Source organism: Polymorphobacter sp. PAMC 29334 (genome assembly GCF_019431245.1).
Taxonomy (GTDB): Bacteria; Pseudomonadota; Alphaproteobacteria; order Sphingomonadales; family Sphingomonadaceae; genus Polymorphobacter_B; species Polymorphobacter_B megasporae.
This window is the reverse complement of the sequence record NZ_CP080242.1, coordinates 505,426-529,862: the sequence shown is the minus strand read 5'-3', so window position 1 is coordinate 529,862 and position 24,437 is coordinate 505,426. Positions and strand designations below refer to the sequence as shown.

22 protein-coding genes and 1 pseudogene are annotated in these 24,437 nt (G+C 62.4%); 11 read left to right on the top strand and 12 right to left on the bottom strand.

All coding sequences use genetic code 11. The annotated features are described in order from the left end of the window. Positions 1 to 783 precede the first annotated feature (783 nt). The gene (locus tag KZX46_RS02455; protein WP_219773766.1) at positions 784 to 3,159 is read right to left on the bottom strand and encodes a BTAD domain-containing putative transcriptional regulator; all 2,376 of its coding nucleotides are present in this window, start codon (positions 3,157 to 3,159) and stop codon (positions 784 to 786) included. A 284-nt stretch (positions 3,160 to 3,443) separates the two neighbouring features. Between KZX46_RS02455 and KZX46_RS02450 the strand changes: the two genes are divergently transcribed. After that, positions 3,444 to 4,145 carry a PEPxxWA-CTERM sorting domain-containing protein gene (locus KZX46_RS02450; RefSeq protein ID WP_216711574.1) on the top strand — a complete coding sequence of 234 codons (702 nt, stop codon included), beginning with the start codon at positions 3,444 to 3,446 and terminating at the stop codon, positions 4,143 to 4,145. A gap of 205 nt (positions 4,146 to 4,350) precedes the next feature. Here KZX46_RS02450 and KZX46_RS02445 read toward each other — a convergent pair whose 3' ends face one another. From KZX46_RS02445 to KZX46_RS02435, 3 genes are all read right to left on the bottom strand, one after another. Then, on the bottom strand, positions 4,351 to 5,223 hold the full coding sequence (locus KZX46_RS02445) for a LysR family transcriptional regulator (RefSeq protein ID WP_226895910.1): 873 nt from the start codon (positions 5,221 to 5,223) through the stop codon (positions 4,351 to 4,353). Between the two features lie 64 nt (positions 5,224 to 5,287). Further along, the gene (locus tag KZX46_RS02440) at positions 5,288 to 5,728 is read right to left on the bottom strand and encodes a pyridoxamine 5'-phosphate oxidase family protein (protein WP_219773765.1); all 441 of its coding nucleotides are present in this window, start codon (positions 5,726 to 5,728) and stop codon (positions 5,288 to 5,290) included. Between the two features lie 88 nt (positions 5,729 to 5,816). Continuing rightward, positions 5,817 to 6,665 (bottom strand): NmrA/HSCARG family protein, encoded by an 849-nt coding sequence (locus KZX46_RS02435; RefSeq protein ID WP_219773764.1) that lies wholly within the window; start codon positions 6,663 to 6,665, stop codon positions 5,817 to 5,819. Positions 6,666 to 7,142: 477 nt separating this feature from the next. Between KZX46_RS02435 and KZX46_RS02430 the strand changes: the two genes are divergently transcribed. From KZX46_RS02430 to KZX46_RS02415, 4 genes are all read left to right on the top strand, one after another. After that, positions 7,143 to 8,834 (top strand): M1 family aminopeptidase, encoded by a 1,692-nt coding sequence (locus tag KZX46_RS02430; protein WP_226895821.1) that lies wholly within the window; start codon positions 7,143 to 7,145, stop codon positions 8,832 to 8,834. A 202-nt stretch (positions 8,835 to 9,036) separates the two neighbouring features. Beyond that, on the top strand, positions 9,037 to 9,783 hold the full coding sequence (locus tag KZX46_RS02425; RefSeq protein ID WP_226895820.1) for an ERAP1-like C-terminal domain-containing protein: 747 nt from the start codon (positions 9,037 to 9,039) through the stop codon (positions 9,781 to 9,783). A gap of 235 nt (positions 9,784 to 10,018) precedes the next feature. Further along, positions 10,019 to 10,417 carry a hypothetical protein gene (locus KZX46_RS02420; protein ID WP_219773762.1) on the top strand — a complete coding sequence of 133 codons (399 nt, stop codon included), beginning with the start codon at positions 10,019 to 10,021 and terminating at the stop codon, positions 10,415 to 10,417. Positions 10,418 to 10,717: 300 nt separating this feature from the next. Next, positions 10,718 to 10,993: a hypothetical protein gene (locus KZX46_RS02415; protein WP_219773761.1), complete on the top strand. Its 276-nt coding sequence runs from the start codon at positions 10,718 to 10,720 to the stop codon at positions 10,991 to 10,993. 225 nt (positions 10,994 to 11,218) lie between these two features. Here the strand turns inward: KZX46_RS02415 and KZX46_RS02410 are convergent, their stop codons facing one another. Then, a complete protein-coding gene (locus KZX46_RS02410; protein WP_219773760.1) occupies positions 11,219 to 11,677 on the bottom strand; it encodes a hypothetical protein in 459 nt (152 codons plus the stop codon). 142 nt (positions 11,678 to 11,819) lie between these two features. On the opposite strand from KZX46_RS02410, the gene KZX46_RS02405 reads away from it, so the two are divergent. After that, the gene (locus KZX46_RS02405; RefSeq protein WP_219773759.1) at positions 11,820 to 12,008 is read left to right on the top strand and encodes a BrnT family toxin; all 189 of its coding nucleotides are present in this window, start codon (positions 11,820 to 11,822) and stop codon (positions 12,006 to 12,008) included. A 66-nt stretch (positions 12,009 to 12,074) separates the two neighbouring features. After that, a pseudogene (locus KZX46_RS02400) lies at positions 12,075 to 12,293 on the top strand (BrnA antitoxin family protein); the annotation flags it as partial. Positions 12,294 to 12,425: 132 nt separating this feature from the next. On the opposite strand, the gene KZX46_RS02395 reads toward KZX46_RS02400, so the two are convergent. The 4 genes from KZX46_RS02395 to KZX46_RS02380 form a co-directional block, all read right to left on the bottom strand. Then, positions 12,426 to 12,683 carry a type II toxin-antitoxin system VapC family toxin gene (locus KZX46_RS02395; RefSeq protein ID WP_226895819.1) on the bottom strand — a complete coding sequence of 86 codons (258 nt, stop codon included), beginning with the start codon at positions 12,681 to 12,683 and terminating at the stop codon, positions 12,426 to 12,428. Positions 12,684 to 12,809: 126 nt separating this feature from the next. Continuing rightward, on the bottom strand, positions 12,810 to 13,067 hold the full coding sequence (locus tag KZX46_RS02390) for a type II toxin-antitoxin system VapB family antitoxin (RefSeq protein ID WP_219773756.1): 258 nt from the start codon (positions 13,065 to 13,067) through the stop codon (positions 12,810 to 12,812). Positions 13,068 to 13,403: 336 nt separating this feature from the next. Next, a complete protein-coding gene (locus KZX46_RS02385) occupies positions 13,404 to 13,802 on the bottom strand; it encodes a type II toxin-antitoxin system VapC family toxin (protein WP_219773755.1) in 399 nt (132 codons plus the stop codon). After that, positions 13,799 to 14,035 (bottom strand): antitoxin, encoded by a 237-nt coding sequence (locus KZX46_RS02380; protein ID WP_219773754.1) that lies wholly within the window; start codon positions 14,033 to 14,035, stop codon positions 13,799 to 13,801. Before KZX46_RS02380 ends, KZX46_RS02385 begins: the two co-directional genes overlap by 4 nt. Positions 14,036 to 14,671: 636 nt before the next feature. Here KZX46_RS02380 and KZX46_RS02375 point away from each other — a divergent pair. The 3 genes from KZX46_RS02375 to KZX46_RS02365 all read left to right on the top strand — a co-directional run bounded on the left by KZX46_RS02375 (position 14,672) and on the right by KZX46_RS02365 (position 17,641). Further along, a complete protein-coding gene (locus KZX46_RS02375) occupies positions 14,672 to 15,919 on the top strand; it encodes a hypothetical protein (protein ID WP_219773753.1) in 1,248 nt (415 codons plus the stop codon). Between the two features lie 713 nt (positions 15,920 to 16,632). After that, entirely contained in the window at positions 16,633 to 17,274 is a 642-nt protein-coding gene (locus KZX46_RS02370) for a hypothetical protein (RefSeq protein WP_219773752.1), read from the top strand. A gap of 1 nt (position 17,275) precedes the next feature. Further along, the gene (locus KZX46_RS02365) at positions 17,276 to 17,641 is read left to right on the top strand and encodes a hypothetical protein (RefSeq protein WP_219773751.1); all 366 of its coding nucleotides are present in this window, start codon (positions 17,276 to 17,278) and stop codon (positions 17,639 to 17,641) included. 757 nt (positions 17,642 to 18,398) lie between these two features. On the opposite strand, the gene KZX46_RS02360 is transcribed toward KZX46_RS02365, so the two are convergent. The 3 genes from KZX46_RS02360 to KZX46_RS02350 all read right to left on the bottom strand — a co-directional run bounded on the left by KZX46_RS02360 (position 18,399) and on the right by KZX46_RS02350 (position 22,952). Beyond that, positions 18,399 to 19,829, bottom strand: coding sequence for a family 43 glycosylhydrolase (locus KZX46_RS02360; protein WP_219774242.1), 1,431 nt, complete (start codon positions 19,827 to 19,829; stop codon positions 18,399 to 18,401). Between the two features lie 151 nt (positions 19,830 to 19,980). Then, on the bottom strand, positions 19,981 to 21,777 hold the full coding sequence (locus KZX46_RS02355) for an IlvD/Edd family dehydratase (protein WP_219773750.1): 1,797 nt from the start codon (positions 21,775 to 21,777) through the stop codon (positions 19,981 to 19,983). A gap of 14 nt (positions 21,778 to 21,791) precedes the next feature. After that, positions 21,792 to 22,952 carry an aldose epimerase family protein gene (locus tag KZX46_RS02350; protein WP_219773749.1) on the bottom strand — a complete coding sequence of 387 codons (1,161 nt, stop codon included), beginning with the start codon at positions 22,950 to 22,952 and terminating at the stop codon, positions 21,792 to 21,794. A 131-nt stretch (positions 22,953 to 23,083) separates the two neighbouring features. Between KZX46_RS02350 and KZX46_RS02345 the strand changes: the two genes are divergently transcribed. Then, a complete protein-coding gene (locus KZX46_RS02345) occupies positions 23,084 to 24,400 on the top strand; it encodes a sugar MFS transporter (RefSeq protein WP_219773748.1) in 1,317 nt (438 codons plus the stop codon). The last annotated feature ends 37 nt before the right edge of the window (positions 24,401 to 24,437 follow it).

The window sequence follows — 24,437 nt, the reverse complement described above, 5'->3', positions numbered from 1 at the left end:
TCATGTACGCCTCCCGTTGATCCGCGCCGCACCGCGGCCGCATTGAAAAGCATCAATCGTTGCGGAGGCGATCTATGCGGCAGCGTAATGATTTGGCGCGGCGGTCGCCTTGCGCCCGCTTCCCGATCGTCCTTCAAATGTCGCAAACGCTTACTGCCGTATGGCGCTTATTGGAAAGCGAACGGGTGTGCAGTCCTTGCGACGGCACCGAACAAACCTGTCGGAACAGTCCATCCTAAAGCGATGCCGATGATCCTGCACTTGGCTGAATTGCAGCCGTAACGCAGCGCCGACTTTGCTACAATCTGCGCGATATCACGACTCTTCCTTTGTACGCTACTCGACTTTAGTTGCAGCCCGTCATCACCGCTCCCCCCCGGATGGCACAGGGCGCAGCCGCCGAGCACCGCTTCCGGAAGAGTACAGTCCAGCGCCCCGTCGTCCGCTTACCCCGCAAGCCCAGCACGCATGAGGTTCATTGCGGGCGTGTCGAACAAAACGGTCGCATCCTGACCCAAGCGGAGTTGCCGGACCGCAATCTACTCTTTCTCAATCCTGGAGGCAGCGACGACGCCAATGGGGCACCAGGGCCGAACGCGGTCCGACGGCTTTGCGCGAGCAGCTGCGAAAGCGGACTTTCATGAAGCTCACTCCGTAAGACTGCGAGACCCGAAAACGACATTTGGCGCTCCCACTCAACCGCCGTTCTCACGTTCATTTGCGTGATTTAAGTGTGATGCAGCCTGATGTCGGGAGTCGGCCTGAGGCGCCACAATGATTTGTTCATCCACCGTGCGCGAAAGCCTTTTGCGCTGCCATCCTGCAATCATACGAAAGCGACCTGTCGCAGAAATCGGGCCAATGCCCGCTCTCGAGCCAAATCGCGACCAGCTTTACGCGCACGGCAAGGTCCATGAAGCGGGGATCTGCGCGGAACGCCGCCATCGTCGGGATAAAGAGCTGATCGGTGTCGACCTCCGTGTGGCTGTCTAGGCTCGTTCGCGCGATAAGCTCGTAGCCTGCGGCGACCTGTTGGAGAACGCCAAGCTTCACGACCGATCCAAGCCCGCCGTGCTGCGGGTCGGATGCGCTGGCAACGATTGACCGAACCGCATCGTCGAGCCGGGCGGGCGCCGGATCGATGCGGGCAGCGATAAACTGGTTCCAGTTCGCCGCGCTGTCCATCTCGAGGCCAAGTGAGAGTTCGTCGGCAAGCAGGGCGCGGGCGCGGCGGGGGTCGCCGACCAGAGCGGCGGCGATGAACTCACTGCGCAGGATGAAGCGGTTCAGCGGAAATCGCTGCCCGGCCTGTTGCGCGACCGCCGCCGATGCGTAAAGTTGCCCATCGTCGGCAAGTAGTTCAACCAGCCACGCGAGCTCACGCGGATTGAACGGATCGAACTGGACGGCCGAACGAGCATAGTCGACGGCCTCGTGCAGGCGACCAACGAGAGCGAGGTTCCCGGCAATCGTACTGTTCACGACCGAATTGGTCGGATCGACGGCATGGCCTGCCGCTAGAATTTGCATGCGACGGTGCCAGTTCACGAGCCCCGGCAGGATCTCGGCGCGGGCATAATACGCTTCGGGCTCGTTGCGGTTGAGCGCCAGCGCCCTTGTTGCGTAGAGGCCCGCCTGTTCCCGAAGCTTCGCTGCCATGGCGTCGTCGCTCTCGTCGGCGACCGACGCGGTTGCTGCGGCCAGCATCGCCCAGCCGTGCGCGAAATCAGGTTTTCGCGTAACCGCCTGCTTGAGCAACTTGACCGATACCTCCCAGTCTCCATGTTTTTGCTCGCAGGCACCAAGGAACAGACGCATCGTCTCAAGGTCGAGGGCACCGGGATCGTGGCGGCCCAAAGCACATAAGGTCACATCGGCGACTGCCGCGGCCATTTGTTCGCGGAGTGCGTCGACGTCGCCGATCGGCCGCGAAAAGCTGTTCGACCATAGGATCGCATCATGGTCGCCGACGAGCTTGATGTTGGCGTGGAGGACGCCATTGCTGCTCTGGGCGTTTCCAAAAACCGCGAAGCGGGTCCGTGTAGCGCTCTGCTGGTCACCGGCGTCGACCACGGTCAAAGTCGCGTCGTTCCCGACGATCATGCGGGCGAGGTCGGTCGACAGCCCCTCCTTCAATGTCTGTGCGGTGCCGTCGCCGGGCGCGACACGAAGCGGCTCAACGAGGAGCATGCGCTGCTCCGCTCCGCTCGACGGCCAGACCCAGAGGCCGACGGCAGCGGCGATCACGCCGGCGACGGTCACGGCCACCGTCGCCCGCCGCAAATACGGTCGCCGCGCCGCCGGCGCAGTGAATTTACGCGCCGCTTCGACGCCGGTGACGTCGTCGACGCTGTGGCGGGACGACGGGGCCGCCGGCTTGTCGGGAGGACGCGCCGGCGGTGCCGACATCAGATCCCGGTGCATCGCGACAGTTTCTTCCGACGGTGCCATGCCGATGTCGTCGCGCAGCGCCATTTCGAGCCGCGCGAAGGTCTGACGGGTCCCGTCACGGTCGCCGGAACGATGGTGCGCCGTCATTGCCAGTCGCGCTCCGGCCTCGTCGATCGGGTCGATCGCAAGAAGGCAGTTGCCCAGATGGAGCGCCACCGCCGCGTCGCTGCCGGCGAGTGCGCGCTCACCCATCGCCAGGAGGATCCGACGCCGTTCGTCACGCCGACGGACGCGCTCGACGACGAGCCAGTCGTCGAATGCCGCATCGACGCCGTCGAGATCGATCAAAAGGTCGCGCGGCTGATCGCCGACGATCGCCACCAGCGCAGATGCCTCCCCGGTTGTTCCGAGCAGCCGCATTCGGTCGAGATCGGTCATGACGCTGCCAGCGACGAGCCAGATCCGCGTCCGGTCGAACGCCGCCATCGGTGGACACTCGCCCGAAACAAATGCCCGCATCTCGTACAGGGTCTGTCGCAGGCTGGCGCGCGCCTGCTCGTCGCCCCGGTCACTCCACAAAAGGGCGGCGATCCACTCGCGCGGGACCGGCTCGCCCGTTAATATTAGATAGGCGAGCAACGCCCGCGCCTTGCGTGCGCCTGGCGTAACCGGTTCGCCGTTCGCAGCGACGATCGTGAAAGTCCCGAACAGCCGTATATCGTACGACGGCACCTCACAGACCGAGCCCGCGCCACTATCCTGGTCCACCATGCTCCTCTCGGCCGCGGCTAGTTGGATGGCTTATCACATCTAGATTGGTCCGACTGCGATCGTCGGCGCAAACGCCTTCGCGGGCATCTTTCCCGCGTAACTAAGCTGTGCCGCGGCCGCCATCTCATCTTTTTTAGCCGATTTGACGATTCTTTGACCGTGGAATGACGCTGTCCCCGCGCTTGTCCTGACGCCGCGCCACTATCCCGTTTTCGTCCTGTCCGTTCCGTTCAGTTCATGGGCCCGCGCGACGAAGCGTGGGCACCGCAAGGGAGATGGTCATGCGTTTTTCAAGACTGGGTCTAGCAGTATTGCCCATCGCCTTCGCCGCGTCGGCAGCGCAAGCGAACTACGTCAAAGTGGACTTTTCCGGACATATCCTTGCGATCAATCCGGGGACGGCGGCGGCGTTCGGCGTCAATACGCCGATCACCTTCGAGGCTCGTTACGACACGAGCAAGCTCGTCGACCACACTCAATCGGTCAACGACGGTACCGGCCTCGGCTTCTCAAGCGTCCTGACCGCGAGCCTGTCCGACGATCCCAAGGCCTCGCTCAGGATTAAGCTCGGATCGACCAGCTTCACCAAGTTCGATGCCCAAAGCTACGGCAATCCCGAAGGCGACTGCGGGCCCGGTTGCGACCTTGGCGGAGGAAACTATCCGATCGTCGAGATACTCAATGGCGCCTTCGCCGGCGTCGGCAACATTTTCATCAACGCCGCCGGCTACAGCCTTGACGCCGATCCGATCGCCGATGCCTTCGGCGGCTTCGATCTCGGCAGCGGCAATGGCGGCTATGATTTTTTCCTTGGAAAATCGATCGGCGGCGATCCATTCGGGAAGACCCTTGCGGTGGGTAACTTCGACGCTTCGTCGGCAACGACGGCTGCGGTGCCCGAACCGACGACGTGGGCGCTGATGATCGGCGGCTTCGGCCTCGCGGGCGGGGCGCTACGCCGAAGGACCTACGTCGCGCAATAGATAAGCACGTTCGGACAGATGATTACCACGCACACGCTGATTGCTTTGGCGCGCACGCCGGATGCTCTAGGCTGGATACTGATGCCGCACTCCAGTCTCTACCTTGGCTGAGCCTGCAACCGGCGCCTCGGCCGGTATCGAGCGGTTTGGTCTTGGTCGGGATCTGGCGGGCACGTTCTTTGTTCATCCCGACAGCAGGGTTTCATCAGTCAGTCTGCTGCCCAATGAAGTTGATCAGCTCGTCGATAAAAACACGGACCTTGGTCGATAGACTCCGGTGGTTCGGATATAACGCGTGCGCCGCGGTCGTTTCCGAACCGAACCCGGGCAATATGCGCAGTAGTTGCCCACTCTCGATCAAGCCGCGCGCTAGGAAGTCCGGCAGCCGCCCGATGCCCGCGCCTCCGACCAGCAGCGCCTGAAAGACGATCGGCTCGGGAACGACAGTCCCTGTCGGAACCTGAACAGTTTCGAGTTGCCCGTTGGGGCCGGTGAACGTCCATTCACTCGGCCCGTCGAACCAGCCGAACAATCGGTGACCGACGAGATCGGCGACCGAGGTCGGTTGACCGTTCTTGGCAAGGTAGGAAGGACTTGCGCAGGACCAGAGCTCGATCGGACCCAGGCTCCGTACCCGCAGATCGGAGTTTTCCAGCGGGCCGATCCTGATCGCGATATCGGCGTCTTCACGCGCGAGATCGATGATGCGGTTTTCGGTCTCGAGCACGACGCGCACGTCGGGGTAGCGTGCGAGGAAAGCGGGCAACATCGGCGCGATAAGACCGGCGGCAAATGTCACCGCGGCATTAATTCTCAGCGTTCCCCGCGGCGCGCCGACGAGCTCGTCTAGCGCTGCGTGCGCTCCATCAATTTCCGCGAGGATACGGTCGGCATGCACCGCAAAAAGGATGCCCGCATCGGTTGGCCGAAGACCCCGCACCGATCGCTCGACGAGGACAGTTCCGACCGCAGACTCAAGGCGCGCCACAGATCGACTGATCGACGACTTAGGCGCAGCGAGCGACCGCGCCGCAGCCGACAGGCTGCCGGTTTCCACGACGCGAAGGAACGCCTTCAGGTCAGCGGGATCGAGCAGCGCAGATGCTCCCGTGACGCCAATCGTTCGTCGTGAGCATCACTGATCAATCTTCCATCGCCAACTCACCCTCGTCCGATCCGTCCCAGTAGTGGATCCGTGTCGCGCTTACCTTGATCATGACGAGACCCGGCGTATTAATACCCTCGGGAAACCAGCGCTCAAGGTCCTTCGACCACCGCGACGCGAAGGCCTGCTTATCGCGGATCAGCGAGGCATCCCCTTCGATCGAGATGAAGATCGGCGGCTTTCCCAGCAGGCCCCCCGAGCCCTGGTAGGACAGGCCGACCTTGGGCTCGCGGCCGATATCCTGCGCCGTCCGCGTCGAGTCATACGCGAAAAAGTAGCTGTCGCCTTGATACTCGACTTTGCCGTTATTGCTCATTGGTCGGCCTGCGAGTTCACCGCCTTCCGACTTAGTGAACAGCATCGCGAAATCGATCTCGCGCATTTTCTTCGAAAGCTCGGTCATCGTGTAATCGGCCATCTCGGAAGTCCTCTGTTTGCAGTGATATAAGCCATGCGCGCCAATCGTCTCCCCGCAACGAATTGATCTGTGCTGTTGGTCCGTCAAATTAGAATTCGGGATTTTGCGCCCAACGATCGACGCTTGTGAGGAACGGAAACTCAGCGTTGAGTTGGGAGATGTCTGCCTCAAACCCCTTTCCGGCGATCCAATTCATCATCAGCTGATATTCCTCGGGTACCTGTCCCCGCATCCAGCCTGGTATATTCATCGAAGGAGCCGGTTTGATGCCGTGATGACGCAGCAATCGTACCAGTTCGCCACGCGTCACGGCATCACCTGCCAGTTCGATGGCGCGACCGACGAAGCGCTTGGGCTCAGCGAACGCTTTCGCTGTGAGCATGCCGATGTCGCGCACCGCCACCATCTGCGTCCTCTGGTTCTCGGGCACGAATGATCGCAGCATCGCAAGCATGACGAGGCGGAACTTGAACGTGGCGAAATTATCCATGAACAACGTCGGACGGATGATCGTCGCCGGCAAGCCGATCGCCGCAATATGCTGCTCAACCTGCCACTTGCTCTCGAAATGCGGCACGCCCGACCGGCGGTCCGCACCGGCGACTGACGAATACACAAAGTGGGCGACACCCGCTGCCTTGGCAGCGTCCGCCACCATGATGCCTTGCTTTTCTTCACGCTCGGGTCCGCCCGCCTCCGGACTTTGCACACTATAGACGCCGTAGACCCCGGCAAGAGCCTGGTTCACCGATCCCGCGTCATCGAGGTCGGCTCGGACCAATTCGACCCCGCGTCGGCCTAGAGCTTGCGCGCGTTTCGAGCTAGGATTGCGCACTAGGGCCTTAAGGTTCCAGTCCCCGCCGTCGCGTAAAAGCGCGTTTATCACGGCACCGCCTTGATTGCCGGTAGCGCCAATTACCAGAAAAGATTGCGACATAGTTCTTACTCCAGATCCTGGTTACGAGATGGCGATATGGAGGTAGAAGAGTAGCGGTCGGAGTCGGGACGATACGTACCGCATTTGGAACGAGGGCTTGGTTGTTCGACCGTTCATCACAGAGTTGGGGCTGATCCCAAGGTGGCCGACCCAATGGGGCCGATAGTTGCCGGTCCGCTTTCGGGTATCGACCGCAGCCGAGCCGACCTTGGTTCAGGCGGCCGCTGTGATGTTTTCTGCAAGACAGGCGTGTGCCCGGTGTGCCGCTTGGACGCAGCATCAGCCATACGCGCGCCAAGGGCGCCCTGCTCTGCAGGGCCTTGGTTTATCAACACGCTGCTGCCGCTTTGTGATCCGCAAGGGTCGCGCGTAACGGGGAAGTGCCGCCACTTATTCATTGATAGGTTGCGACACTAGCCGCTTGTGACAGGCATCCGCTGGTTTAGGGTCGTGGCTGCACTGTTTGAAAGGGCCGTCTTGCAATCTCCGACCGACCGACGCGGGCTGCTGCGCTCCGTACTGCTGCTCCCCCCTCTCGGCTGGTTCGCGGCGCACGCGCGGGTGGTGACTGCGGCGCCTGACGAAAGCGTATCGGCGGGCATTCCGCTCGCGCTGGCGCGCCGCCGGGTCGGGCAAATCTCGGGCTTGCACTACGAACTGTCGCTCGACCTCACAGGTGGGGAGAAAGCAGCCGGCGCGGTCACCATCGGCTTCGATCGCGTCGCAGAAAGCGGCGACCTCGTGCTCGACTTCCGCGGACCGGTGCTTGCCGACTTACACGTCAACGGCCGGAAGATAGCAGTCGACGGGCGTACGCAAGGCCACCTCGTTCTCCCTGAGCGCCTGTTGAAGTCCGGCACAAACGAGATCTCGACCCGTTTCGAGACACCGATTGCCGCGGCGGGTGCGGCGATCATCCGCTTCCGTGACGAGAAGGACGGGCAGACCTACCTCTACACGCTTTTGGTGCCGTCAGATGCGAACCTGCTGTTCCCGTGCTTCGACCAGCCCGACCTCAAAGCGCGGTTCCGCTGGGCAATCACGGCTCCGCTCGGATGGACGATCCTCGCAAACGGCGCACTGGCGGCGAAGGACCCGGTCGCGGGTGCCACCCGCTGGCGCTTCGCTGAGACGGAGCCGATCTCGACCTATCTTGCCGCCTTCGCCGCTGGACCATGGGCGCATTGGACCTCGGAGCCAGTCGGTGATCAGCCGATTGCCCTCTATGCCCGCGCCTCGCGCCGCGGCGAAGTCGACGCTGACGCTCAGATCGCCACCAACCGCGCCGCCGTCCGTTGGCTCGCCGAATGGTTCGACGTCCCCTACCCGTTCGCCAAGCTCGATCTGCTGCTCGCTCCTGCCTTTCCGTTCGGCGGAATGGAGCATGTCGGCGCGGTGTTCTACAACGAGGACCGTTTTGTCTTCCGCGAGCCGCCAACTTTACCGCAGCGGTTGAACCGCGACGCGACAATCTATCACGAGATCAGCCACCAGTGGTTCGGCGACTTTGTCACTATGCGCTGGTTTGACGACCTGTGGCTAAAGGAGGGCTTTGCGACCTATATGGCCGCGCGCATCCAGGACGAGCTTCAGCCCGATAGCAACGCCTGGACGACGTTCCTGCTGTCCGTCAAAACCCCCGCTTACCGCGCCGACGCGACCAGCGGCACGCAGGCGCTGTGGCAACCGCTCGATAATCTCGACGCCGCAAAGAGCAATTACGGCCCGATCGTCTACAACAAGGCGCCGGCGGTCATCAAACAGCTCGCCTTCCTGGCGGGTGAGGACGGGTTCCAGCGCGGACTGCACCTCTTTCTGACGCGCCACGCTTATGGCAGCGCGACGTGGCAGGATCTGCTCGGCGCAATTGGCGAGGCATCGGGGGCCGACCTTGGAGCATTCGGGCAGGCGTACATGCTGCGTGCTGGCCTCCCCCGCGTCGACACGCGACTGGCGCTGGCGGAGCCGGATCGCCTCGCTGATGCTCACCCAGCGGCCCGCACGGTCGCTTCCCGGCGAACCGGGCGGTGCATGGCCGATAAAGGTCCGCGTCCGGCTGGGCTATCACGACCGCGCCGACGTCGTGTTCGATGCCGCGTTCAAGGGGCGGACGGCCGCAGTAGCCGGGGCAACCGGCCTCCCGGCGCCGGACTATGTCTGGGCCAATGACGGCGACCAGGGCTACGGCCTCTTCCTACCCGACGATCGCACCGTCGATTGGATCGTTGCCCATGTCGCTGAGGTAAAGAATACGCTCCTTCGTGCGATGCTATGGAATGCGCTATGGGACACGGTCCGCGACGTGCGTTTCGCTCCGGATCGCTATCTCGCCGTCCTTTTGGACCATCTCCCGGGTTAATCCGACGAGCAGGTGTCGCGGACGATTCTGGCGCGGGGCGCGATTGCCCTCGACCTCTACCTTCCGGATGCAAAGGCAGCGGCGCTGCGCGACCGCTGGGAGGCTTCACTGCTCACGCGCAGCGATGACGTGCGTCTCGGCTACGGCCTACGCAAGGACGCGCTCGATCGACTTGTTGCGACAGCGCGCGCGCCGTTGGCCTTGGACCGCCTGCGCGCGCTTCTCGCCGGGCGCACGATGTTCGTCGGCGCGGCAATCCGCCAACCAACCCGCTGGGCGATCGTCCGGCGATTGATCGCGATCGGCGCTCCCGACGCGACCGCGCTTCTCGACGCCGAGCAAGTGCTCGACCAGACGACGGAGAAGGCGAAGGACGCGTTCATCGCCCGCGCTGCAACGCCGGTAGTCGCGACCAAGGCTGAGTATTTCAACCGCTACCTCGACGATGCGGCCCTTAACGAAGCGTGGGCCAGCGAAAGCCTTGTCGACTTTAATTCGGTCGACCAGGCGACGCTCACCCTGCCGTTCCTCCGTCCAGCGCTGGACCGGCTCGAGTGGATTCGTCAGCACCGCCGGATTTTTTTCCTGCCCGCGTGGATCGACGCCTTCATCGGCGGCCAGGTGGACGATGCGGCACTGGCCGTGGTCGACCGCTTCCTCACCGATCAGCGCTCGCTGCCGTTGGATGTTCGCCGCAAAGTGCTTATTGCGCGCGACGAACTGGCGCTGACAGCGCGAATTCGGAGCGGCAACGCCTAGCCTGTACCCAGATCTCTTATTGAACCTTCCCCGAGGTGATCACGGGCCAGAAGCCGTCTGACGGCTTTTGCAAATAAGGTTTAAATAGCTGCCGTCGAACCGACGCAGAGCACGACGTCAGTCGCCGCCGACAGGTCGCCATTCATTCATCCTGAATCCGCTGAGCTGCAAGAATCACTGCGCTCGAACTTGTCACACCGCTGCGCTTGATGTGGTTACGACGGGAGCGATGTCGATGGCTGACGTGAGCGCGATGACGTTCGAGCAGCGCCTCGGGGAGATGCTGGAAGGAACGGTTGGAAAGATCGGTCCGGCAATCGCTGCTCAGTTGCGCGCCCTCATCGAGCCGAAGTCGCTGGCGATCATGGCCGGCGTGCTGATCGCATGGGTGGTCCGCCATGGCTTCGCCGTTGGCGAGATCATCGATTTCTTCGTGGCGGTCGTCGGCGTCTTTTCGAGAGGCCTTGCGGTATTCAGCGGTATCGACCAGCTTTACGAGTTCGGGCGGGACACCAATTACGCGAAAACGGCGACGGACCTTGACGGCACCGCTGATCACCTCGCCACAATTTCCAGGCCGAGAAGCGCACTGGCAGCTGTTCTGGATCATCGCTCTTTCGATATCTCGAAGTGACGCTGGCCGAAACCGTGGCGCAGGTCCGAGTCAACGGTTGGGCGAAGTTGCTTTCATCGCTGCGCTTCCCAGTAAAGAACGCCTATGTTCTGGCGACGGGCAGGCTCCGACCCCACCCTAGCCGCGTGGGGGCGGCACGGGGGTGATCCCGGAGGGAGCCGGGCTGATCGCGTCCGGCTTCATGCTCGGCATTGCCATGGAACTATATTACAAGGCTGGGGCGATGCCGGCCCAGCCCCAACAGAACGCGACGCCAATGTCCCAGGCCGCGTCACCGGCGCAGGCCGGAGGCGGGCGGTGATGAGAGCCGATGGCCGCAACTGGCTCGGCCGCCTGCTCGGCACGGCTGAGCGGCCGCCGCCGACCCGGCTCACTGCGCAAGACGCGGTGGCACTGGCTGCCACCGCGCCGCACGTACGGCAGGTCGGTCGGCCATTGGAGATGGCGACGGTCCGGGCTGACGGCGATCGGCTCGTCTGGCGGGTTCGCAACGCCGGCATCGGAGCCCAGACGTGGGTTAAGGTCGACGACGCGACCGGAACTATTGGAGACGTCCATCACGTCTGGGGCCGCTGACCCGGCGATCGGGGGAGGTTACCGCAACGGGCGGCCGGTAGTTGCCTGGCGGCTCCCGGACGAGCGGGCGCGGTCAGCAGACCATTGTTCAGCCACCTCTGTGCGCAGAGGTCACCCAGAAATCGACAATCGAGGCGCTCTAGCCCCTTTTCCAAACTAGCCGTTCGTTCAGATCTACAAAACTTGCCGCTATTGTGCGGCGGGGTCCTCTTAGATCCTTTCTATCTAGTAGCCGGGTCTTTGCTGGCGAGATTTGGGCGCCTCAGCCGCATCGACTAACGGGGCGAGCGCGGCGCGCAGACGGGCAGCCGTGCGGCGCAACTCGGCCTCCTCCGTCACCGCGCCGCCAGCTACCGCACCGGCAGTAGCGACGGCGCGATGTGACCTCTCGTAAAGATGTCGGTCAAGATCGGGGTCGTGGCGTCGCTCGATCGAGTACAGCGTGTCTTCGGGGCGGACATCGTCGCGCGGGTCTGCCAACGCCGCAAGCGGCCCGACCTTGATGTCAAGAACGATGCTCGCGAGCGACGCGATCTTCTGCGCGATTAGGTTCTGCGCTGCGGGGTTCGCCAGCAAACGGGCCGCGTCCTCCGGTGTCAGGCGATGCCGAGGCCGGGGAGCCTCTTGCGCGGCGGAAGGTGACGCTACCGCGAGTAGCGCGAGGGCAAGAGCCAAGGTCTTCATGCGCCATACTCCTAGGACGAAGCGACACGTCCTCTATCACCTTCTTCGCCCGCGGTCAGCTACCGCCTCTCCAACGCCGATCACATGGGTCTTCGCAAAGAGCTAGCTCTCTCTGCAGGAGTTCCGAGACGGACTTTCGTATTTGGCGCGCGCTGACGACTTGGACATCGTCGCGGTGGTCGAAGTTCGGCGGTTCGACGAACCGCTTTATCGAATTTACGGGACGCTCGACGGAGTACCGCGCTGCCTCGCCGCAACGCTGCGTAACGGGACAGTTCGCGGCATCAGCTTTCGCCGCCCGCACTTGAAGGCGTACCGCGGTCATGTCTGATGGTAGGGTTGCCCGCCATCTGATTGCCTTGCCCAAGCCCGACCTGCCGATGCTGATGATCCGGAATGGACCGAAGAAGATTTGGCTCGGGCCAAGCCGCTCGAGGCATTTCCGGCGCTAGCGGCGGCGCTTAAGCGTAAGCCCGGACGGCCGCGGACGTCCGAGCGGCAGCGTGTTTCGTTTCGCCTTCCGCGCGAGGTGATCGAGCATTTCAAGCAGGGCGGTGCGGGGTTGCAAACACGCGTCGTCGATGCGCTTGAGCGCATCGCACGCGAGGACCGCTGAGCTCTCGCGACGCGTCGCCACGGCGGAGCCGAGAAAAGACACCTTCGCCGCCCCTGCGGACAGCCTGTCACCTTGGGGGCCGTTCACGGACTGACCGCTTGTCGGTGCGAATGCGGCATAGCTGCTGCTTGTTTAGACCTGCTCAATGTCAGTGTGTGAAAAGACCTCGCCCTTGAATAACACTGGCTCGCCTGTTGCCTTGGCGAGCGCATATAAGAAGCAATCGCCGAAGTTGAGGCCCGCTGAATGCCGTCCCTTGCCAAAGCGTCGGAAGGCGTCGATTGCAAGGCTGGCGTGGTTGGCCGAGACCGGCACGGTCTCAATCTTCAGCGTGTCTAGCAAAGCCTGTAATTGCTCGAGCCCAGCCTCTCCCGCACGGCTAAGCGACAATACCGATCTCGACGCGCGTTGAGGCACTAAGCAGTCGACTCGAAGCCAGCTTGATAGCGTTCCGAAAGGTCTGCTCTTCCGGCTCGTGGCAGAGGATCGCCATCAACGCCGCGCTGTCGATCACCATCAGGACGACAGGCCGTGTTCGTCGTAGCCCAGGATCTCATCGTCAAATCGCTGATCGAGTAAAGGAAGCGCGTTGAACCGCTCGAGGATCGCGTCAATTGCCTGGTCGTCCCAAGGCCGCTCGCCGCGTTTGAGCTGCTCATCGCGCAACCGCAGCCGAAGAGCACCGCGCACCGCTTCAGTCAGCGTCTCACCGGTCATGCTCGTCACCTGGCGGGCGAGGCTATCGGTTTCTCGATCTTTCACACTCAGCGCCATAAGGGGGTCGCGATATAGAAATGTGCTCAAATGACATACATACGGCGCATAAGCGCGCCTAGCCTCGTCTCTGGAAGGCTCGCAGTTACGACCTTCGAAGCTCGATGTAAGGAATACCCGAGCTCGCGGAGCGTCCCGGCTGAACCTTCCGACCTTAAGGCTCGACAAGGGGTCGATCTCTGCCCGGCGGCTTTCAGGTGTCGGGCTCAAAAATCGGAAATTCACAGTGGCGAAGACGGAGGTCGATACCCTCAGCTATCTGAGTTCGCTCTTGCCGCTGCCCCTTCGCCCAAAACGGACAAGGCACTCTGACCGTCCAGGTCAGTCAGCGCTTCGTCAAACCGCCGCCCAATCCTCGAAATTTAGCCCCACGACGCGCTCGAACTCGCGGGTGTTGGCGGTGACGACAATAAGCCCCCGGGCGCGCGCCTGGCCGGCGATCAGTAGATCGTAGCCACCGATCCGCAGACCTACCGCCGCCAGCTCGGCGCGGAGACGCCCCGCCTCGCGCGCATCATCGAGATCAAGGTCGAGCACCGGGAAGGCTAGCACATCGACCTGCGCGAGGTTGTGCTCCACCCGCGCCGAACGGTAGGCACCCCAATAGAGTTCGTGAAGGACCACGACCGATATTGCCACATCCTCAGGCGACTGTCGGCGCAGCCGGAGTGCGACGGTGCTTGCCGGATTGCGCAGCACGGCAATGACCGCGTTGGTGTCGAGCAAGAAGGTCACGCCGCGTCGAACGCCGCTCGCGGCTGCGGCGGCGGCTGATCGCGGCCGTCCTCAAAAAAGTCGGCATCGACCGGCTGTAGGCCATCAAGCCACGCCCAGCTGACCGGCAAGGGCTCGAGCACTACCGCCGCCCCCGCCCGCCGGATACGAACGGCGTCGCCGTCGATCCGATACGCGCGCGGCAACCGCACCGCTTGGCTGCGGCCGGTCCAGAACAGCTTGGCAGTATCCATGCTTTTACTCCCGGTGGTATGCATCAAACATATATGGCGTCCGGCGGCAAAAGACCAGTGCGCTCCTACGCATCGATCAGCGATGTTGGCTGGGACGGGGCCGCAAGCGGACCGGCAGCTTCAAAGCGACTCGGCGTGGAAAGCGGACCTCCGGTCAGATAGATCCAACGACACGATCACCCCTTAACAAAATGCTCGAGGAGCTTGGCGCTCCTTGGAACCTGTCGTTTGTCCATTCGGTGGATCGGCGTTCAAGTGGAACCCCTCCAAATTTGAGGCAACCATTTGTTGTCGTCGAATGATCTGTCCGCGGAAGGGGCTCGATCGGCCCCTATCGGCACCCGATCGTCAAAGTGGTCTTTGGCATAACTTCAGATGGTTACCCGGTAAAATGGCGGGCTTGTGGCTCGACGCCGACATAGGCTTAGCCAAAAAAAACTGTGCCTTGGTTAGCCGAATTGCGCTGCTCCCGACCGTAATCGTGTCGAGCCTCATTCGGGATGGCATGCAATCGAGTGGATCTCCTTCGTCCGACCGTCCTGCACGATCATTTCACGTCTCATCGAAGTCGAAAGATCGCGCATGACTAGGCCGGTTTTTTTGGGCAGGGTTCAATTAAGTCGAGGGGGAATTGCAATGGCGACAAACGGCAACGGCGTCGGCAACCTGTTACCGACGAGTGCATCGTTCGGACACACGCTCATGACGATGCTTGCCGGACCGAGCGGCAAGATCGGTCTCATCGGAATTCTGCTTCTGCTAGCGGCTTGCTTGGTGACCGGCGTCAACGGGTACTTTGGGCGCGAGAGTCTCCACTGCGATCTGCCAAGTTCGACCACGGTAGCGGCCACGCCTTCTAAGCAGGACCGATTCCAGATCATCGGCGTCGATCCGGTCCAGTGGCAGTTCAGCAAGCGGATCTGCGTGATCGTGCAGAACGTGGTCGCCGATTCACAACTTCAAAAGCTGCGGAAGGCCGTGGTCGACTCCGAAGCGGCGATCTCGTTGGCCCCGTTCGCCCAGCGAGCCGCGTTGCGCTCAGACTACGTGTCCGCACAATCGGCGTTGACAGAGTTCACGAAGGGATTCGAATACAAGCTCTTTGTCGAAGGTCATCCATCGACGCTGACTGCCCACGCCGTGGCTCAGCAAGCTCCCCAAGCCCTCTCGTTCACCGTCAAACCTGACGAGGATGCGACCAGTGCAGCTGCGACCTTCTGGCGCGACATTCTTGCGCAGCCGACCCACGAAGGCCGTGTGCCAATCACGATCGGCCTTGCTCCCATCGACGCAGCGGCACCTGCGGCATCGACTGCGACGACCCTCGGCACGGATGGCCGGGAGCATCCGATCACGTTCCTCCTCTACGAGCCGGTAGTGATGTGGCTGGCCCTTGCGGGCATCGTCTTCGTGCTGATCGGCCTGTGCGGGCTAAGCTATGAAACCGCGCTTCTCCGAGATGGCGTCAGCAACAAGAACGCGTATAGCCTAGCTCTGGTGCAGATGGCGTTTTGGCTGATGCTCTCTACGGCAGGCTACATCTACGTCTGGCTTGTCACTGGTGAGTATCTGAACGTCTTCCCCGCTGCTCTCTTCGTGCTGATTGGAATATCGGGCGCTACTGCCGGGGCGGCTGCGGTAGTCGACGCATCCAAAGGTTCCGTTGCTGCGTCACGGAATTTCTGGAACGATATCGCCGGCAACTGGCAGGGCGGGCAGGTGCAGCTCCATCGCCTGCAGATCATCGCCTGGACGGTCATACTTGGCCTGATCTTCTGCTGGAACGTCGTCGCCAATCTCAGACTGGTGAGCTTCGATACCAATCTTCTCCTGCTCGCTGGCGTGGCGAACGGAGTGTACCTGACGATGAAGACGCAGGAGTAGTCTTCGAACGACCGAGTGCATTGGCGAGCGACCGCCTGTCGATTAAAGGGCCTGGCGATGAGCAGTTCCGCGCGAATAGCCGAAACGTTCAACCACCTTCGTCCCACTCTCCACGATCTGCCGCCACGCGAACACCACGTCGTTCAGCGTCGACGGCTTCAGAGCTGCGAAACGCTATTTCGCGCGCTTCAAGGTAGCTCAGAGGTAACGCTGCCGAGACAATGCCAACGCAGAAAAAGCATCTATCGTAGCCTTCTAATTAACCGCTTTTCTACTAAAATTCCCGTAAAGCGGACAGTGCGGAGTCCACCCCCTTTGGTCGTCGCTGCGGCGGCGCCGGTCCTGGCGCAGCCTCGGGGGCCGATAGCCGCCCGGCAGCTCCCGGCCGCTAAATCCGACAAAGCGGACCTTAGCTCAGGCACCGCGGTACGCTGTTAAGACCCACATTCGGTCTTTCAGCGGCCACGTCGTGCTCTAGCCCCGGACGCCCGTTCATCTTATGGGCGTTGACGACTGAATAGCCCGTGGCGGGTGCAGACGGCGCAGGAGGGTGGTGATCAGTCCGTCTACTCTCGGGGGTGACAGGCGGTGAAGCAGACGCGCCGGGTCAATTGGTAGGAAATCCACCCGGCGAGATAGCGGCTTAATCTCCAGATCGTTGCGCTTCAGGATTATCGGCTAGACAAAAGGCATTCCGTGCGAAAGATTGATATATGACCGCGCCTAATCCCTCTCGGAGCTACCATATTGGTCCGACGGTACTCGCTGACATCGCCAACTTGGCGGCTCCAGGAGAGGCGCCGCGGACCATCCGATTTTCAGCGGTAAACAACCGTATTTTCCAGGTTCAACGTGCAGCCAGTTATCCCGGAGGCCACGCCAAAGAGCAGGGCGCGATCTTCGCCGATGCGAGTGGTCACCTCAGCGTCCAAAACATCGGAGGCCTAGCCAGCACCGCCGGCAGCTTTTCGCCCGACCTCTTCGCAAAAGACTCTGCGAAATTCACTCTTGTCGGCGCATTGCATACTCATCCCTATGATCGCACCGAGGGATCAATGAATGGCGTCTCGTTCAGCGGTGGCGACATTGCCTATCAGATAATCGAACAACTTATTCTTATGATCGTTCAGTCTGGGCCGCGCGTATTCGCATTGTTACTTACGGCTGAAACGCCCAGAACCGTCGATTATAATAAGCTTAATGACAACCAAAACGCGCGGATTCAGAGCGGAATCTCCAAAAGCAGAACGTTTCAGCAGTCTAGCCGCGTTGAAGCTCAGATTGTGGCATCGAACTATCATATGGCGTACTATCAAGGAATGGATGGAGTTTTGACACGTGTCTCTCCGGGATAAAATGGCCATGACGGTTGGTCTGATGTTTGCTTTTTTCGGCTCTGGCACAGCGATTGCAGCCGCACTTCCCACAACAGCAGCAGCTGCTTGTCAGCCTCAACACGCTCAGGAACTACTCGTCGCCTCTGATGCTGCCCAACGTAAGGGGGATGCAAAGACGAGCAATACTCGTCTTGATGAGGCGCTTGCATTACTTGGAACTCGCTATCGCACACAAGCCACTATCGACGACACAGGAATGCATCTGATAGTGGCAAATATCCAGCTGCATAAGGGTCAAATCCATCAGGCTGCTGTCTTAAAAAGGCGCATATTGGTCGAACGTCTCCGCATGTGCAAAGTAAGCTCTATCCCAATCATCGAGTAGACTTACGTCAAGACCCACCCCCCTCCCCGCCGCGTCCGGCCACCCCCGAAAGTCGCCGCTCATTTAGATCTCGTTTCGCTAAGGGCCGTTACCGGACCGGCCGCTTTCGGGCGTCGGATGTGGAAAAGCGGACCATAGCCCAACTATCTTCGGTATATCGGGAAGCCCCAGTTGCGGACGCTGCTGGCGTCGTGCCGCTTCTTAAAGTGGAAGTGGTTGGATGATCGTATGTGGTGGAAGCTTGCGATATGGGTGATCGTCTCGACTGGGCTCTTGTTTTGCATTACTCCGATCTAGACACACGCTTCTCTGATCGATGCAGCCAATCCGCCGCCTGCGACAAGGTGGACGTTGGGGGCTTTGGTCTCGAATATGTACCTGACCTCCGGCACCGTCGCCTTGCTTTGCGCTACTATAGCTGTGGCAGGCTACATTGCGTTCAGGATTGTGCGTAACGCTTGAGCGCTGATCAGCAACGTCTGCTTACACCCTCTTCAGCATCAAAAGCAGACCGCCGCTGTCCACCCGTCCCTGCCCTGAAGGCAACGACGACACGTTATATAAAGACGGGGGCCGATAGCTGCCTGGCAGTTCTGGCACTAGATGCGGCATAGCAGACGGTCATTCAGCAACTTTCGCTGACGAAAGGACCCATATACTGTCACTCGAAACTCTAGGATTTCTCCAATATCTGACATACGTACATCTCGCCATGTAACTGTATGAAAGCTGGAGGACGGTTAGTGCCTGAAAAAGCTCAGCTCAGGATAAAGATCGTGTTCGCTCTATCGCCTGCGGGACCGATGAGCACGCGGCCGCCCTCGTGCGAGACGACCGCGCCGGGCTTGCCAACCGGGATAAGTCTGTAGCCGTCTGGCGTGCGCAGCGCGGGGTGAAGCGTCAAGCTCGACTTCGTGGCGAACTGCCGCGAGCCATCGTCGCGGGCAAGGGCGACCGTCGAGTCGTCCCTCCAGCTTACGCGGAAGTCCGGCGCATCGACCGGCTGCAGGCTTACACTGCCCGCGTCGCGCCCGGGGAGCAGGCGGAACTGGGTTGCGGGAATTGTTCCTTTACCGATTGCTACTGCATCTCCGTGGTGAACCAGGAACTCGGCGGGCTGGCCGGCGGGCGACAGGCGAGAAGGTATCGGACCGTTGCCCACCGGGATTCCGAAATCGGGGCGGCCGTCGGCATCGAAATACAGACGCTGTACGCGGGTATGACGGTTCGGGTCGAACAACGGATCTCCGGTGATCTTATCGTAATCGCGGCCATGGTAGACGAGGATGTCGCCGCCCTGCTCGTCCACCGTGAAGCTGTTGTGGCCCGGGCCGTAGACACCCGTGACCGCCGACGTCTCGAACACCGGCTCTGGTGATTTCGACCATGACGCCGCCTGCATAATGTCGGCGTTCGCATCGGCCGTCAGGAGACCGAGGCAATAGCGCGAGTCGGTGGCGCTGGCGGAATAGCTCAAGAAGACTCGGTTGCCGTGCGCCAGGAAAGAGGGAGCCTCATTGACCTTGTAGCCGCGGACTTCCCACGGCAGCGTCGGCACCGACAGCCGCACCGGTGTGGCCGCGAACGTCAGCGGCGTCGCGAGCGGCGCAAGGTACAGGTTGCTGTTGGTGTCGATGCCTGGCTCGCGCTGCGCCCAGCACAGGTATCGCTTGCCTTGGTGCACGAAGCTCGTGGAATCGAGGTTGAAGCTGTCCCACGGCGTCTGTAACTGTCCAAGCAGGGTCCATTTACCGGTCATCGGATCGGATCCGTCGCAGACCACCGCCCACGTTCGGATACGGAAAACATCCTCGCCGCCGCCGCTCGGGCCGGCGGCAAAGTACATGGTCCAGCGCCCATCGACCTTGTGCAGCTCGGGGGCCCAGACGAAACCCGACAGCGGGCCGCTGGAAAGATGTCTCCACAATATGGCCTCGGGCGCAGTGGCGAGGCCGGCGAGCGTGCGCGAGCGACGGAGTACCAGCCGGTCGTACTCGGGCACCGATCCGGTCATGTAGTAATATCCGTCGTCGTTGCGGAACACTTGCGCGTCGGCGCGCTGGTGGACGAGCGGGTTCGACGGGACGGGGGCCGGCCCGACCGTGGCCGCGCCGGCGGGAAGCGCGGCACTGCCGGCAAGGGTCGCGATTCCAGCGAGGACGGTGCGGCGCGATGCGGTCGGGTTGATGGTCATTGGTCTTCCCTAAGTGCTGGCCGGATCGTTGCGGCCGGTTGTGGTTGGTGGCATTCGCCTGGTTCGGAAGGGATCAATCCGCCCTTCGGCATCTCCCACAACAAGATCACGAGTGGGAGGAGATGCCTTACCTGTCACCTTCCGTTCAGTGGTTGTCCCGCGGCAGCCCCATCGTTTGGGCGATCTTCTGGTACTTCTCCGCCCCCTCGAGGATCGCGCCCTTGTCGAGCTGGCCCACAGTGGCGCGCTGGATCTCCTGCCACGGCGTTTGTGAGTCTGGGTATGCGTAGCCCCCCGACGCTATCAGGACGTTGCGGCGCTGGTGTAACTCCTCATCCGAAATCAGCACGTCGGCGGTGCCGCGGCCGAGGTCAATTCGGACACGGTCGCCCGTGTGCAGCAGTGCAAGGCCGCCATTCGCCGCGGCTTCCGGCGATGCATTGAGGATCGACGGCGATCCGCTGGTCCCCGACTGACGGCCGTCGCCGATGCACGGCAGTGCGTGAATGCCTTCGCGGATGAGGTACACAGGTGGCCGCATGTTGACGACCTCGGCAGCACCCGGATAGCCGATCGGCCCGGCGCCGCGCATGAACAACAGGGTCTTGGCGGTGATGCCGAGCGCCGGGTCGTCGATGCGATGATGATAGTCCTCGGGACCGTCGAACACGACCGCGGGGCCCTCGAACGCCATCGGATTGGTCGGGTCGGACAGATAGCGGTCGCGGAACTCGGGGCCGATGACGCTAGTCTTCATGATCGCCGCTTCGAACAGGTTGCCGCGCAGCACGATGAAGCCGGCGTCGACAACCAGCGGCTCGGCGACAGTGCGAATGACGCGCGCGTCCTCGATCGCCGCGTCGCGGCAATTGTCGCCGATGGACTTCCCGTTCACGGTTGGCGCGCCTTCATGGATCAGACCCGATCGCATCAGCTCGGCGACGACCGCGGGCACGCCGCCGGCCCGGTAGAAGTCCTCGCCGAGGAATTCGCCCGCAGGCTGCAGATTGACCAGCAGTGGCACCTTGTGGCCGTGGGTTTGCCAGTCCGAAAGCGGTAGCTCGACGCCAATGTGACGGGCGATTGCCGCGAGGTGAATCGGCGCGTTGGTCGAGCCGCCGATCGCCGAGTTGACGACGATGGCGTTCAGGAACGCCTCGCGCGTCAGGATGTCGGAGGGCTTAAGGTCCTGTGCGACCATCTCGACGATGCGCTTGCCGGTATAATAAGAAATTTCCTGTCGGTCCCGGTACGGCGCCGGGATCGCGGCGGCACCGGGCAGCTGCATGCCGAGCACCTCGGCGAGCGAATTCATCGTCGTCGCGGTGCCCATAGTGTTGCAATAGCCGGTCGACGGGGCCGACGAGGCGACCAGCTTGATGAAGCCGGCATCATCGATCTCGCCGGTGGCAAGTAGTTGCCGCGCCTTCCAGACGATGGTGCCGGAGCCGGTGCGCTCGCCCTTGTGCCAGCCATTAAGCATCGGGCCGACCGATAGCGCGATTGCAGGAATGTTGACCGTCGCCGCCGCCATCAGGCACGCCGGCGTGGTCTTGTCGCAGCCGATCGTCAGCACGACGCCGTCGAGCGGATAGCCGTACAGCACCTCGACCAGCCCCAGGTAGGCGAGATTGCGGTCGAGCCCCGCGGTCGGGCGCTTGCCGGTTTCCTGGATCGGGTGGACCGGAAACTCGAGCGGAATGCCGCCGGCTTCGCGGATGCCGTCGCGGACGCGCTCGGCAAGCACGAGGTGATGGCGGTTGCACGGGCTAAGGTCCGACCCGGTCTGCGCGATGCCGATGATCGGCTTCCCCGACCGTAGTTCCCCGAGGCTGAGACCGAAGTTCAGGTAGCGCTCGAGATACAGCGCGGTCATGTCGACGTTCGCGGGGTTGTCGAACCAGGCGCGGCTGCGGAGCTTCGAGGCGGACATATCAGTCATCGTCGGGTTCCGGGTCAGGGCTGGACGGAGAGGTGATAAACCATGACGTGCCGATAAGGCTTGCCGGGATCGACCCGCGCCGAAACGAACTCCGGCTGGTTTGGCGCGTCGGGAAACTTCTGCGGCTCGAGCGCGATGCCGTCGCCCATCCGGTACAGATGACCGTGCTTGCCGACGAAGGTGCCGTCGAGGAAATTGCCGGTGTAGAATTGCACCCCGGGCTCGGTGCTCAGCACCTCGAGCGTCCGCCCCGACGCCGGATCGTGGAGCCGCGCCAGCAGCTTGGGCTCGGCGGTCAGCCCGGCATCGATTGCGAAATTATGGTCGTAGCCCTGGCCGAAGCGCATCTGCTGGTCATGCCCGTCGCGCAGTCCCTCGGCGATCAGGCGCGGCTTGCGGAAGTCGAACACCGTCCCCGCGACGGACATAAGTGCGCCGGTCGGGATCAGGCTCGCGTTGACCGGAGTGATCGCCGACGCCGGGATCGTCAGGACATGCTGCGACGTCCCCTGCGGCGCGCCTTCGCCCGCAAGGTTGAAGATGCCGTGGTTGGTCATGTTGACGATCGTCGGCTTGTCGGTCGTCGCGGCGAAGGTGATCGTCAGCGCCCCCGCCTCGTCGAGCGCGTACGTCGTCGTCACGTCGAGGTTGCCCGGGTAACCCGAATCGCCGTCGGGGCTGCGGTGGGTCAGGACGACGCTCGCGACGGGTCCGCTGGTCATCCTGGCGACGTGCCACGCGACCTTGTCGAAGCCCTTGCCGCCGCCGTGGAGCGAGTTGGTCTTGTCGTTGAGCGGGAGCTGATAGGTCTTGCCGTCGAGGACGAAGCGCCCGCCCGCGATCCGGTTGGCGTAACGCCCGACCGTCACCGCGAAGTAATTCGGATGGTCGACGTACGATGCGAGCGCGTCATAGCCGAGGACGATGTCGGCGAGCTTGCCGTTGCGATCGGGCGCGAGCAACCCCTGGAGCGTCGCGCCATAGGTCAGGATATGAGCGGCGACGCCGTGGCTGTTGCTCAGCGTGATCAGCTCGATCTTTGTCCCGTCGGCTAATCTCCCAGCAGCCGCGCGTTGTGCTTCGGCGGCATTAACGGCGGTTGATGCCAACGTCAGGTTAAGCGTGGCCCCGAGGCCGAAGGCGAGTGCCGCGCGCGTCCGGATCAAACTTCGCATATCGTCCCAATCGTCGTGCCAGCGTTCAACATTGACGCTGCGCTTGCCGGTATATAGTCGGACAATTAGAAACAGGGCAAGATGATCCGGCCGCGATTAAACGCCGATTAGGACTTGGGAAAGGGACGCGCATGGCACTTCCGGCACGAGCAGGAAAGACAGTGTCGGCCGCCGCGGGCGGCAAGCCGCAAGCAAGTTTCCGCCCGATCCTGACATTGCTCGCCAGCCTGTTCTTCATGTGGGGCTTCATCACCGTCATCAACAACACGCTGCTGCCGCACCTGCGCGCCGTGTTCGACCTCAATTACACCCAGACGACCCTGATCGAGAGCGTCTGGTTCATCGCCTATCTCTTCGCCTCGATCCCGTCGGCCAAGCTGATCGAGCGCGTCGGCTATCAGCACGCGATGGTCATCGGCCTCGGCATGATGGCGGCGGGGGCGCTCGTCATGGTTCCGGCCGCGCGTATCCCCTCGTACGGCGTGACCCTGTTCGCGCTGTTCGTCATCGCCAGCGGCATCACGCTGCTCCAGGTCGCGGCGAACCCGTATGTCGCGGTCGTCGGCCCGCCCGAAACCGCGTCGTCGCGGCTTAATCTGGTGCAGGCGTTCAACTCGGCGGGGGCGACGCTCGCCCCGTTGTTCGGCGGCTACCTGATCCTCGGGCGCTCGACTTCGGGCACCGCCGCGGCGGGGAGCACCGCAGTGCTGACCCAAGCTGAGCGGATCGCCGACGCGCATGCGGTGGTCCTGCCGTATCTCATCGTCGCGGGCATCCTCGTCGTTCTCGCGGTCGTCATCGCGCGCTTCCCGCTCCCCGCGATGGGCACCGCGACCCAGCGCTCGGGCAAGGAAGCGCGGCGCGGCCAGTCGCTGTGGGCGCACCGCAACCTCGTCTTCGGCATCCCGGCGATCTTCATCTACCTGATTGCTGAGATCGGCGTCGCCAACCTGTTCATCAACTTCGTCAGCCAGCCCGAGATCGGCAACCTGACCCACGAGCAGGCGTCGCACTACCTGTTCCTGCTGTGGGGCGGGATGATGGTCGGGCGGCTCGTCGGCAGCGCGGTGATGCGGACCATCCCCGCCGAAAAGGTCCTCGCCTTCGCCAGCACCGGGGCCTTCGTCGTGATGATCGTCGCGACGTTCACGACCGGCCACGTCGCGATGTGGGCGCTGATCTCGGTCGGGCTGTTCCACTCGATCATGTTCCCGACGATCTTCACCCTCGGCATCCGCGGCCTCGGCCCGCTGACCGAGGAGGGCTCGGGACTGCTGATCATGGCGATCGCGGGCGGCGCGCTGGTTATCGTGCAGGGGTGGCTGGCGGATACATATGGATTGCAGACGTCGTTCCTGCTGACGGCGGCGTGCGAGTTGTATGTGCTGTTCTATGCGGTGTGGGGCGCGCGGGTGACGGCTGCGCTGCCCGACCGAACGGTGGAGTAAAAGGGCTTTCGTCTTCAATGTCATGCTGGCCCGAACG